We start from the raw sequence: 12,351 nt of genomic DNA on the forward strand, positions 1-12,351 counted from the left end.
AAAAAAGGCTATTCTGAAGCAGCAGAGGAGGCTTGGAGTATTTATGAGAAATTAACTTCCAATAAAAAGAAGTTACTTGAGCAAAAAATAAATGTAAATCAATTTGTAGAGCTATGTAAAAAGACCATTGATTCCCAAGAAACAAAAAATCTATCTGAGCACCGGGGTATATTAAAATACATCGCAGTGATTCTAATCGTTTTTTCTGTTTTAATTAAAACAGATTCTATGAAAATAGTTGACGATATTGGAAAAATATTCGATTCAATTAAAGATGAATATGAGAAGGATGAATATGAAAAGGAAGTGCATGAAGTAGGCGAAGTAAGGTTTAGTTTGTGAGGATATTGGAATAATTTGAATAATTCTGAATAAACCTTACGTGTTAGCGCAATCTGTTGCCCGCGTTTTTCCGTCTGGTGCTTTTAATTTCAACTGTCGACAAATTGTCGACAGATCAGTGCTGTTCTCATCTTTGACGCGAATTTTCATTTTATACCTTAGCTGAGCTGAAACAAGCAGGTGAATTGCGCAGCCTCCCGCCGCCATCCGCTAATAATTTTTTTCTAAATGAAAAACGGTCCTTTTGTACCTCTTGCTAGACCTGCTTTATCTTAGAAATCCAGGTAAAATCTCCACAACATGCGCAATCCATTGATTATTGTCAGTTCGAGTGAGAGTACTGGTACGATCACACACTTGACTGTTTAAGTTACAATGCGTTACCGAGGAAAGTATTTCATTACATTTGACTGAAAAATAACTGCGACTGGTCGAGAGAGTTTTTATATGATTTTTCAGTAATAATGTACCAAAAGGAATATTTGTATTAAGCACGTCTGCTATTACTTTTTTGGGTAATTCGTTAAAGTTCATCGTAATAAAAGCTAATTCAACTACCATTATCTCTTTCTTTTTTTGTGCGAGAGCTACATTATTTCTCGTTTTGTTATGATCCAATAACATTATAACTGCTCGATAATAGGTATTGTCATACTGATTCTTTTTAGCATAAATCGTCTGAATAATGGGTGTACGCTGATAATATTTTTCTATTCCTATAGTCATTAATGGTTGAGTTAGTAAATAATCATAAGGGCTAGGTAACATAGATTGACTAACTTGAGTAGCCATTTTGTCGATATTAGCGAGCATGCTCACTTTCTTTTGAATGTCTTGCAATTGCCGATCTACAGGGATAGAAGCCGCGTGCGGTATTTGAAAAATAAATAGTACATAAAAAACGTAAAATTTTCTAATCATTTTCTACTCTCCTAAGTCTATTGCTGCAATTTTTTAATATCATATAGCCTCATATAAAAATGACAATAATATAATCAGGCTATGATTTGGGGAGTGTGGAAGTAGATCTGATCTGCCTTGACACACGAGTTGCTATTGAAATTGATGGAGTTCAACATCTTTCATCCAAAGAGGCTTAGCGTACAGTGTTACTACAGAGCATGGCTTGGTTTTGCGTTTTCTTGTCGAAGATGTCAGTAAACGGCATGACTATTCCATCAGTCATGGCTCACTTGGGAGTTACTACTAAATTCTCCTAGCTTATAATATCGGGGGTGAGATCATAAATTTAATCGTACTTTGCCTACTTCTTGCCCTTCCTTCTCATATTCATCTTTAATTGTATCTAATATTTTTCTAATATCGTCAACTATTTTCATAGAATCTGTTTTAATTAAAAAAGAAAAAACGATTAGAATCACTGCGATGTATTTTAATATACCCCGGTGCTCAGATAGATTTTTTGTTTTTTGAGAATCAATGACTTCATTACATAGCTCTACAAATTGATTTACATTTATTTTTTGCTCAAGTAACTTCTTTTTATTGGAAGTTAATTTCTCATAAATACTCCAAGCCTCCTCTGCTGCTTCAGAATAGCCTTTTTTAAGCAATGCCTGATTTTTATCATGAATATTATTTAAATTATAGTCAAATCCGACTTTGATTAATAATGCCTCAAATGCCACTACTTCTCTATTTAGCTGGTCTACTTCTGCTGTGGTTCTCTCTGCAGTTTGAGGGAGCGTTGCAATTTTAAATTTAAAGCATTCATTTAACGTAAAATTTACCTTAGTGACCGAATCATTTGACGGAGGATCTACATTCTTTGATTTGAAACCTATATCCTTTAACTTAAAATCTACATTCTTTAGAAAAAGATCATGCTTATCCAAATCCTCTTTCTTAAGTACTGTATTTTTCTCTAATTGTAATTGTAATTGTAATTGTTTATTTATTAGGTCATCTGGATTTACATAGGGCTTCACTATATCTAGTTGTAATAATAGTTTTTGTCTCTCTGCCGCTTTTCTTTCTTCTTCTATTTTTTTAGCCTCAGCTCTTTTTATTTCTTCGTTTACTCTTTTTTTCTCCTCCTCTTTTTTTTGAGCTTCTAGTGTTCTTTGAGCCGCTAAATTTTCTTGATTGATAATTTCTTTTGCAATTGATTTTAAGGTAGCAGTGCATTGTTCACTGGCATTAATAAATTTTGATACCTCATCTTTGTTTATTAAAATTTTTCTTAACTCAAAAAATTTAGGCATGCCTATTGAAGCAACTAATTTCTTTTGATTTTCTGAAAAATCAATAGTTTTCAATCCTTTATTTATTTTTGTTATTATATCGTGTAATTTATTAGTCAAAAAATCGTTTATTACTTTTTCGCCCCTTCTTTTCTCCATTTGTGCATGTTTTTGTTTAACACTCTCTTCAGATATTGGAGTTTTTTCAGCCGTTTTAATTGTTTTTGGTTTTATAGGTATATATGTATCAGGCTCATTCAAACAGGATTGCAAATTCTGTTCGGGCGTTCGTAGTATCGCTTTATTATTACTTGTAGTGAGATTATGCGTAGGAAGAAAAAGAGAAAATTGAGGTGGTGGTGGTGGCATTTGAGGTGGTGGTGGTGGCGTAGAAATAGAAAATATCCTTGGGCTCGTTGATAAGTTCCTGGTTTCGAGCTTTTTTTCTTCATTTTTTGATAATTCAGAAGCAACGTTCACTTTTACTTTTGTTAACTTATTTTGCATTTCTGCTTTGAACTTATTTAATTTTTCAATCGTATCACTTTGGCTCTCCAATATTTGCTGATACACTTTTTGATGAGCTTCTTCTAGTGCCAGTTCTCTATATAATTTCTTAATTTTGTCTGTGCCCTCCATTTTTTGTGAGTTTAACCCTTGGACTTTTGTTAGCGTCGATTTTTTACTCATTCTTCCTAATGTTTGCATACCCATTTGAAGGTCTTTTAAATCGGGTGGTTTGGTTTGATTCATTACTTTTTGTTCAGAAGGTGATGGTGAACCTCCTCCTAATAAAAGCTCAAGTGAGGTTAGAGGGACATTTGAAAGTTTTTTTAGCTCGTTTACAATGTTTTTTTTCAAGCATTCGATTTCATGTATTTGATTATTAATTTCAATTTTATTGCTTGTAATTTTCCACTTATCTTTCTTAAAATTATTAATTTCTTCTGTTAATTCCTTTACTATCTTAGACAAGTCAATTGACGTTTCTTTTGAAGGTATAAATGATGAAGGGACAAAAAAATTGCGTTCCATATTGTTTCTCTCTTTATAAAAATAAGAACCACTAAGGTTTTTTTAGAGCGATGAAAACATTAAAAAAACTGAAAGTTTAAATAATGATCATTTGGAATTGTAAAATATATTCAAATTTTTAGCTATATATTTATTAATTAAAATCAATAAGTTATTAAACAATCGTTTTTTAATGACTAATTATTAAAAATGGATATATTTTGTGCGTTATTTGGAAGATACAAGCTAGTAGCAATCGGTAAACGAAAAATCCAACAATCAAGTAGCTAAGCTGCTGGATCTTTTAATTTTATCTTTTTTTATCGTTAGCCCTTTTATCTTTCGTGCTCATGCGTTAAATTTGGTCTAATATAGTTATATAGTTTGCATAATTTGGTAAGCACATGGCAGAATCAGACATTGAAGAACATCCCGATCTTCCTGGTGATCACGACGAAAATGATTTAGATCTGAGAAAACTGGAAATGACAGCAGATTTGAATGATCCCGTAGCTTTAGTGGAGCGAGTTTACCAAATCTGGGGACATTGGGCTGATTTCCATCTATTTATTATTTCTCCGTCTATTCCAAAGATTTATCCACCAGTAGTGATTAAACCCGAGCTAATAACGGGTACTCATGAATTTGAGTTTGTTTATGATATTCATGATACAGGCTCGAAATTATCCACTTCTAAGGGCGAGAACATGATGAATGTGGGTATGTCTATGTGTAAATTATATATGACCATAGAAAAAATAATTTATCTTCTAGTTGAACGTCTAAAATCAGGAGGAATAGACCCTGAAACCGAAGTTCAGGTTGCTTTTGGGGGGCATTTGCTTCCACAACGAAAGGCCTTTGAATCCATTATCAATCTGCCTTACAATGTAGTAGTAACTAACTTTGATCCTGGTGAATGGGGTGAGCGTTATTTACAAATCGTCAAACAAAATGCGGAAAAATTTGGTTATCCTCTTGAGGCGCCACGTTCAATATTCCGACAGTCACGCGAAACCACTGGAATAAAGCTCAAATAATTGTCAAATTCTTATGGTTGAACTGCATGAATTTTGCATCATTTACCTACTTAATGGGTACTATATCGTCTACTGAGCATGGCTTAATCTTGCGTGATAAAAACAGAGTGTTATACTTCACATTTATGTATCGTTTTATGTAACTGCTTACTCCGTATCAAGGAACTGCTCTATTTGACGCAACTTGAACGAACACCTTATTGAATAATGCTTACGTAGTTATCTCTACTGCGTTTTTTTGATGAGGTGTATGTTCCACCTAGACTTAAATCTGGCCGTTCGCCAAGATTTTTATATGGCGATTGAGTAGTTATATTTTATAAATTTTTCTAATTAAGGAAGAAACGTACAGTGAACAAGAAAAGGCCCGTTAATCTTGATTTGGGTAGTTTAAAATATCCCCCTATGGCAATAGCATCTTTGTTACATAGGATTTCAGGGGTGGTTTTATTCTTATTATTGCCAATTATGTTGTTTATTTTTGGACAGTCAATGCAATCGGAAGAGTCCTTTGCGCAGATGAAAATTTTATTAACTCATCCGTGCTATAAATTAGTGTTATGGGCTTTTGGAGCAGCATTGATTTATCATCTGCTTGCAGGTATTCGGCATATGATTATGGATTTGGGATTTGGTGAGCATCTTTGTGTTGGTCGGCGTACGGCTATTCTAGTGATTGTTCTTGCCATTATTTTGACAATTTTTCTAGGATTCTGGATATGGTAACGAATGTCACCAGCTTAACCGGCAATGGGTTAAAAGATTGGTTAATTCAAAGAATTACTGCACTTTATTTTGCGATGTATACAGTGTTTATTTTGGGGTTTTTATTGTTGCATCCTGCATTGAGATATGAGCAATGGCACGCTTTATTTGCCTGTTCTCTCGTGCAAATTGCTACTGCCATCGCATTACTAGCGTTTACATTACACGCTTGGATAGGTATTTGGACGGTGACTACAGATTATATGAAATGTACTGTGTTGCGTTTATCAGTACAAATGCTTGTTGTACTATGGCTCTTTAGTCAATTGATTTGGGGCCTTATGATTCTTTGGGGGCGGTAAAGTATGGCTATTGCACGTAATACATTTGATGCGGTAATTATTGGTGCGGGCGGTGCTGGAATGCGCGCAGCACTACAGATGGCCAATTCGGGCTTAAAAGTTGCACTCTTATCTAAAGTGTTTCCCACGCGCTCTCACACAGTTTCTGCTCAAGGCGGCATCACCTGTGCCTTGGGAAATTCACATGAGGATGATTGGCGCTGGCATATGTATGATACGGTAAAAGGTGCTGATTATATTGGTGACCAAGACAGTATTGAATATCTGTGTAAAACAGGTCCAGCAGCAGTCTATGAATTAGAGCATATGGGCTTGCCGTTTTCACGTATGGATAATGGTAAAATTTATCAGCGTCAGTTTGGTGGTCAATCGAAAAATTTTGGTGGTGAGCAAGCTGCTCGTACTTGTGCTGCAGCAGACAGAACTGGACATGCTTTATTGCATGTCCTATATCAACAAAATTTGAAAGCTAAAACTCATATTTTTAGTGAATGGTATGCGCTTGATTTTGTTAAAAATGCTCAAGGTTGTATCTCTGGCATTACCGCAATGAGCATTGAAACGGGTGAGGTGGTGTTTTTCCAATCTCGAGTATGTATTGTGGCCACGGGTGGGGCAGGCCGTATTTATCAATCCACAACGAATGCCTTTATTAATACTGGCGATGGTTTGGGTATGGCTTTAAGAGCAGGTATCCCATTACAGGATATGGAAATGTGGCAGTTCCATCCTACAGGAATAGCTGGGGCAGGAACTTTAGTAACTGAAGGCTGTCGCGGTGAAGGTGGTTATCTGATTAATAAAGACGGCGAACGTTTTATGGAACGTTATGCGCCTCGCGCCAAAGACTTGGCTTCTCGTGATGTGGTTGCACGGTCTATGGCTTTGGAAATGCGCGCTGGTAAAGGTTTTGATCCTAAAGGACTTGACTATGTTAAGTTAAAATTGGATCACTTAGGTGCAGATCTCATTAAATCGCGTCTCCCTGGAATCCGTGAATTGTCCATTAAATTCGCAGGAGTTGATCCTATTGTGGATCCTATTCCTGTCGTGCCAACATGTCATTACAGCATGGGAGGAATTCCTACCAATATGTATGGACAGGTAATTACTAAAACTAAGGGTAAAGAGCATCTAGTAGAAGGTCTTTATGCTGTAGGTGAGTGTGCTTGTGTTTCTGTACACGGTGCAAATCGTTTAGGTGGTAATTCTTTATTAGATTTAGTTGTATTTGGTCGCGCTGCGGGCCTGCATGTTGAAGAACTATGGCAATCAAATCAATTACCCGACATGACCTACATCAGTGATGAGGATATTGCTGCATCTTTAGTGCGTTATAACCGCTGGAATAATTCAAAAAATGGTGAGAATATAGCTGTAATTCATGATGAAATGCAACGCGTGATGCAAGAAGATTTTGGGGTATTTCGCACGGGTGAAGTGATGGAGTCAGGTCTAAAACGCTTACAAGCTCTACGTGAGCGATTGGCGAATGCCAAATTAGACGATAAAAGCCATGTTTTTAATACAGAGCGTGTCAGTGCATTGGAATTAGATAATTTAATGGCAACGGCCTATGCAACAGCACATTCTGCACTTATCCGAACTGAAAGTCGTGGAGCGCACAGTCGTGAAGATTATCCAAAGCGTGATGATGCAAACTGGATTAAACACACACTGTATTTTGAGGAGGGTGAGGTAATCGATTTTCGCCCAGTTAATACATCACCCAAACATATTGCGCCTTTTGAGCCAAAAGAACGCATTTACTAAAGAGGATATTTCACATGGCAGATAATAGAAATTTGACATTATCAATTTATCGCTATAATCCTGAGGTCGATGCGAAACCTTACATGAAAGATTATCTATTGGCGATACCTGCTAAAAGCGATCCCATGCTACTTACCTTGCTGGAACGCTTAAAAGCAGAACAAGATCCTTCTATTACTTACCGACGATCATGTCGTGAAGGAGTATGTGGTTCTGATGGGATGAACATTAATGGGACTAACGGTTTAGCGTGCATTACTCATATTTCTGAATTAAAAACAGATAAAATTGTGATTCGTCCTTTGCCGGGATTTCCGGTAATTCGCGATTTGGCCGTCGATATGTCGCAGTTTTATCAACAATATGAACGAGTTGAGCCTTATTTGCAAAATGATCAGGTTGCACCAGCCCAGGAGCGTTTGCAATCTCCAGAAGAACGAGCTCAACTTGATGGATTATATGAATGTATTTTGTGTGCATGTTGCACCAGTTCATGTCCTTCTTTCTGGTGGAATCCAGAAAAATTTGTCGGTCCTGCCGGATTATTACAGGCAAGAAGATTTTTAGCAGATAGTCGTGATACGGCTACAGATCATCGTTTGGATAAATTACAAGATCCATTTAGCGTGTTTCGTTGTCGTACTATTATGAATTGCACGAATGTTTGCCCGAAGGGACTCAATCCAACAAAAGCAATTGCAGAAATTCGCATGCAAATGTTGAGGCAGGAAACGTGATCAAGGTAATTAGTCAATTGTGATCTTCTTTTCTTTTTGAGCGAAGAGCGTTTTGAATTAGTTACACCCTTTGGAGAGAAATTATGAGTAGTTCCAATCTGCAAAATGAATGGGCTTCTTCCTATTTGTCGGGTGGAAGTATGGCCTATGTTGATAGCCTTTATGAAGATTATCTTGATGATCCGGATTCAGTTCCTGCCGATTGGAGAGCAGTATTTACTGCCTTACCAAAGGTGAATAACAGTAACCAAGAATTGTCTCATCGTGATGTTCGTGAGTATTTTTTACAGAATGCGAACAAGAAGGTTACGCACGTTGTGGAATCAGCGGATAGCCAACAATATCAAGTCGCCAGTTTAATTAATGATTTTAGAGCATTAGGTCACCTTGCGGCAAAACTTGATCCTTTGGACATGACCCATCGTCCAGTGGTACCCAATTTAGATTTAGCATACCATCATTTATCGAATACGGAGAAAAGCCGTAAGTTTTTTGCTAAAACTTCCTTTAATAGTCATGAAATGTCCTTAGAGGAACTCTATAATGCATTGCATGAAACCTATTGTGGCAGTATTGGTATTGAATACATGCATATTTCTGATATTCAGGAAATTGCATGGTTACAAAATAAAATGGAAACGACGCATGGACAAACTATTTTTAATCCAGAAAAAAAAATAGAAATTTTAAAAGATTTGATTGCTGCGGATGGTCTGGAGCGTTATTTAGGTACTCGTTATGTTGGACAAAAACGTTTTTCTCTTGAAGGAGGGGATTCATTAATTCCTTTAATGAAGGAAATTATTCGTTGTGCCGGAAAAGATAATGTAAAAGAGTTAGTCATTGGGATGGCACACCGCGGGCGTTTGAATGTGTTAGTTAATGTATTGGGTAAGGAGCCCAAAGAGCTTTTCCAGGAGTTTGAAGGTAAAATTAAGTTAGAGCGCACTGGTGATGTAAAATATCATCTGGGTTTTTCTTCTGATGTTAGAACAGAATCTGGTTCTATAGTGCACTTGGCTTTAGCATTTAATCCATCCCATTTAGAAATTATTGGTCCTGTAGTGGAAGGTTCTGTTCGTTCACGTTTACGTCGTCGTAATGATTTAGTAAAAAAAGATTCAGTAGTGCCTGTGGTCATCCATGGCGATGCTGCTTTTGCTGGCCAAGGCGTAGTTATGGAAACTTTTAATTTTTCGCAAGCGCGAGGGTATGCAACTGGTGGGACGGTACACATAGTCATTAATAATCAAATTGGTTTTACCACCAGTAACCCTCTGGATGCTCGTTCTACAATGTATTGTACTGATGTAGCTAAAATGGTGCAGGCACCAGTGCTTCATGTAAATGGTGATGATCCTGAGGCAGTGGTATTTGCCACCCAAATTGCGTTTGAATTCCGAATGAAATTTAACCGTGATGTGGTACTTGATCTTGTGTGTTACCGACGCCATGGTCATAATGAGGCTGATGAACCGGCAGTAACGCAGCCTGAGATGTATAAAAAAATTAAATCCATGCGTCCGCTACGAGAAGTATACGCAGAGCAACTCATTCAGCAAGGATTAATTAAGAGCAAAGATGCTGAGCAATTAATAGAGGCCTACCGTGATGGTCTGGATCAAGGTAAAGCAGTAGTTGACGTGGTTTATGGTGATTATGATGGTAAGTTCGCAAAAGATTGGACACCTTACATTAATGCCAAGTGGACCGATAAAGCCGATACGAGTATTACCCAGGCCAATTTACAAAAGCTTGCCAAACAATTAAATGATTTACCTGCAAATTTTAGCTTACATCCTGTTGTTCAACGCTTATTAAGCGAACGCGATAAAATGACGGCCGGTGAGATCCCGATGAACTGGGGTTATGCTGAAATTATGGCTTATGCGAGTTTGGTTCAAGAAGGTTATGGGGTTCGTTTATCAGGTCAAGATAGTGGTCGTGGAACTTTTGCTCATCGCCATGCTGTCTTGCATGATGTTGAGAATGGTGACATTTTTACACCGTTAGAGCATATAAATAATGAACAAAATAGATCTTTTTGTGTAATCGATTCAGTTTTGTCTGAAGAAGCTGTATTAGCTTTTGAATACGGTTATGCTTCTTCTGAACCTAATTTTCTGGTACTTTGGGAAGCACAATTTGGTGATTTTGCTAATGGTGCTCAAGTAGTAATCGACCAGTTTATTAGTTCGGGTGAACAAAAATGGGGTCGTTTGTGTGGTTTAGTGATGTTGTTACCTCATGGTTACGAAGGACAGGGTCCAGAACATTCTTCTGCCCGTTTGGAACGGTTCATGCAACTGTGTGCTCAACATAACATTCAAGTATGTACTCCTACTACGCCAGCGCAAATATTTCACTTGTTAAGAAGACAAGTGATTCGTAATTTCCGAAAGCCGTTGATTGTCATGACACCTAAGAGTTTATTGCGTCATAAATTAGCTGTCTCTCCTTTGGACGATTTATTTAAAGGGACATTTCATAATATTATTCCGGAAATTGATGCTTTAGATGTAAAAAAAGTTACCAAGGTGGTGTTATGTTGTGGAAAGGTTTATTATGATTTATTGCAAATGCGACGTGACAAAAAATTGAATCATTGTGCAATAATTCGTATAGAACAATTATACCCATTCCCCAAAAAAGCACTTACTGCTGAGATAAATAATTATCCAAATGCCAAAGCAGTAATTTGGTGTCAGGAAGAGCCACAAAACCAAGGTGTATGGTTCTCCTCTCAGCACAATGTGAGAGATTGTCTGCGTCCTGAACAAACACTAAGTTATGCGGGGCGGGAATTTGCTGCAGCTCCTTCAGTAGGAAGTTCAGCATTGCATGCACAACAACAGTTGGCCTTAGTTGAACAGGCGTTGTTGGGATAAATCAAAATTTAATAATATTATAAAATAAGAAGGTATAACCATGTCTATTGAAGTCAAAGTACCTGTTCTGCCTGAGTCTGTTGCGGATGCAACTGTAGCGGCATGGCATAAAAAAGTAGGGGATAAAGTCACTCGTGATGAGAATTTATTAGATCTTGAAACGGATAAAGTAGTGCTCGAAGTTCCGTCTCCAGTAGATGGAGTGCTTTCTGAAATAATGTTTCAGGTTAATGATACAGTAACCTCTGGCCAATTACTTGCAAAGATTACAGAAGGGGCTGCAATTACCGCAACTCCTGCCGCTAAAGGTAAAAACGAGAGCATAAGTGACGAGGTGGTTTCTGCTAAAGAAGATAAATATAGCAGTCCTGTAGTGCGTCGTATGATGGCTGAACATGATTTACAACCCGGTCAGATTCAGGGAAGTGGTAAAGAGGGCCGAGTCACTAAAGAAGATGTTCTTGCATACATCAAATCAAATAGAGAAAAATCAGCCAAGCTTGAGAACGCTAAAAAAGAACCTGTCTCTGCATCAATGGCAAGTGGTTCACGCGAAGAGCGTCGTGTACCCATGACTCGCTTAAGAGCCAAGATTGCTGAACGTTTATTAGAAGCCCAACATAATGCAGCCATGCTGACTACGTTTAATGAAGTCAACTTAAAAGCAGTCATGGAGTTACGTGCTCAATACAAAGATAGTTTTGAGAAAAAGCACGGTGTAAAACTTGGTTTTATGTCATTTTTCACGGCCGCAGTAGTCGAGTCATTAAAGCGTTTTCCTGCAGTGAATGCCTCGATTGATGGTCAAGATGTGGTTTATCATGGTTTCTATGATATTGGTATCGCTGTATCTACTGAACGAGGCTTAGTGGTTCCTGTGATTCGTGATGTGGATCAAATGAGCATGGCGGAAATTGAAATGGCAATTAATGACGCAGCTACAAAAGCGCGACAAGGTAAATTGTCTATGGAACAAATGCAAGGTGGAACATTTACTATTACAAATGGTGGTGTATTTGGTTCATTATTAGCTACTCCAATTATAAATCCACCCCAAACAGGTATTTTGGGAATGCACAAAATTGAAGATCGGCCTGTGGTGGAAAAAGGGCAAATTGTTATTCGTCCTATGATGTATGTGGCCTTATCTTATGATCATCGTCTGATTGATGGTAAAGATTCCGTACAGTTTTTGGTGAGTGTTAAAGAGTTACTCGAAGATCCAGCTCGTCTTTTACTTAATATTTAATAATCACAATTAACCGCAAGACGCGCCAGTAACGAGT

9 protein-coding genes and 1 pseudogene are annotated in these 12,351 nt (G+C 37.4%); 8 read left to right on the forward strand and 2 right to left on the reverse strand.

Annotated elements, in window-relative coordinates; genetic code table 11:
* Positions 1 to 342, forward strand: a pseudogene (locus WA877_RS08415) (hypothetical protein); the annotation flags it as partial.
* A 267-nt stretch (positions 343 to 609) separates the two neighbouring features.
* On the opposite strand, the gene WA877_RS08420 reads toward WA877_RS08415, so the two are convergent.
* On the reverse strand, positions 610 to 1,263 hold the full coding sequence (locus tag WA877_RS08420; RefSeq protein WP_425170472.1) for a hypothetical protein: 654 nt from the start codon (positions 1,261 to 1,263) through the stop codon (positions 610 to 612).
* A 320-nt stretch (positions 1,264 to 1,583) separates the two neighbouring features.
* Positions 1,584 to 3,581 carry a hypothetical protein gene (locus WA877_RS08425; protein ID WP_425170473.1) on the reverse strand — a complete coding sequence of 666 codons (1,998 nt, stop codon included), beginning with the start codon at positions 3,579 to 3,581 and terminating at the stop codon, positions 1,584 to 1,586.
* A 383-nt stretch (positions 3,582 to 3,964) separates the two neighbouring features.
* Between WA877_RS08425 and WA877_RS08430 the strand changes: the two genes are divergently transcribed.
* The 7 genes from WA877_RS08430 (at position 3,965) to odhB (ending at position 12,314) form a co-directional block, all read left to right on the forward strand.
* Positions 3,965 to 4,600, forward strand: a complete 636-nt coding sequence (locus tag WA877_RS08430) for a virulence factor (RefSeq protein WP_425170474.1) — start codon at positions 3,965 to 3,967, stop codon at positions 4,598 to 4,600.
* A gap of 351 nt (positions 4,601 to 4,951) precedes the next feature.
* The gene (gene sdhC, locus WA877_RS08435; protein ID WP_425170475.1) at positions 4,952 to 5,326 is read left to right on the forward strand and encodes a succinate dehydrogenase, cytochrome b556 subunit; all 375 of its coding nucleotides are present in this window, start codon (positions 4,952 to 4,954) and stop codon (positions 5,324 to 5,326) included.
* Positions 5,320 to 5,667, forward strand: coding sequence for a succinate dehydrogenase, hydrophobic membrane anchor protein (gene sdhD, locus WA877_RS08440; protein ID WP_425170476.1), 348 nt, complete (start codon positions 5,320 to 5,322; stop codon positions 5,665 to 5,667). The genes sdhC and sdhD overlap by 7 nt, the downstream gene beginning before the upstream one ends.
* 3 nt (positions 5,668 to 5,670) lie before the next feature.
* Positions 5,671 to 7,440, forward strand: a complete 1,770-nt coding sequence (gene sdhA / locus WA877_RS08445) for a succinate dehydrogenase flavoprotein subunit (protein WP_425170477.1) — start codon at positions 5,671 to 5,673, stop codon at positions 7,438 to 7,440.
* 14 nt (positions 7,441 to 7,454) lie between these two features.
* Positions 7,455 to 8,177: a succinate dehydrogenase iron-sulfur subunit gene (locus tag WA877_RS08450; protein WP_425170478.1), complete on the forward strand. Its 723-nt coding sequence runs from the start codon at positions 7,455 to 7,457 to the stop codon at positions 8,175 to 8,177.
* An 83-nt stretch (positions 8,178 to 8,260) separates the two neighbouring features.
* A complete protein-coding gene (locus WA877_RS08455) occupies positions 8,261 to 11,065 on the forward strand; it encodes a 2-oxoglutarate dehydrogenase E1 component (protein ID WP_425170479.1) in 2,805 nt (934 codons plus the stop codon).
* Between the two features lie 40 nt (positions 11,066 to 11,105).
* The gene (gene odhB / locus WA877_RS08460) at positions 11,106 to 12,314 is read left to right on the forward strand and encodes a 2-oxoglutarate dehydrogenase complex dihydrolipoyllysine-residue succinyltransferase (RefSeq protein ID WP_425170480.1); all 1,209 of its coding nucleotides are present in this window, start codon (positions 11,106 to 11,108) and stop codon (positions 12,312 to 12,314) included.
* Positions 12,315 to 12,351: the final 37 nt, after the last annotated feature.

The organism is Legionella sp. (genome assembly GCF_049790535.1).
Taxonomy (GTDB): Bacteria; Pseudomonadota; Gammaproteobacteria; order Legionellales; family Legionellaceae; genus Legionella.

Bases quoted from the DNA above. Each gene is read 5' to 3' on its own strand.
- WA877_RS08420 (WP_425170472.1), bottom strand. From the start codon at position 1,263: ATGATTAGAAAATTTTACGTTTTTTATGTACTATTTATTTTTCAAATA.
- WA877_RS08425 (WP_425170473.1), bottom strand. From the start codon at position 3,581: ATGGAACGCAATTTTTTTGTCCCTTCATCATTTATACCTTCAAAAGAA.
- WA877_RS08430 (WP_425170474.1), top strand. From the start codon at position 3,965: ATGGCAGAATCAGACATTGAAGAACATCCCGATCTTCCTGGTGATCAC.
- sdhD (WP_425170476.1), top strand. From the start codon at position 5,320: ATGGTAACGAATGTCACCAGCTTAACCGGCAATGGGTTAAAAGATTGG.
- sdhA (WP_425170477.1), top strand. From the start codon at position 5,671: ATGGCTATTGCACGTAATACATTTGATGCGGTAATTATTGGTGCGGGC.
- WA877_RS08450 (WP_425170478.1), top strand. From the start codon at position 7,455: ATGGCAGATAATAGAAATTTGACATTATCAATTTATCGCTATAATCCT.
- WA877_RS08455 (WP_425170479.1), top strand. From the start codon at position 8,261: ATGAGTAGTTCCAATCTGCAAAATGAATGGGCTTCTTCCTATTTGTCG.
- odhB (WP_425170480.1), top strand. From the start codon at position 11,106: ATGTCTATTGAAGTCAAAGTACCTGTTCTGCCTGAGTCTGTTGCGGAT.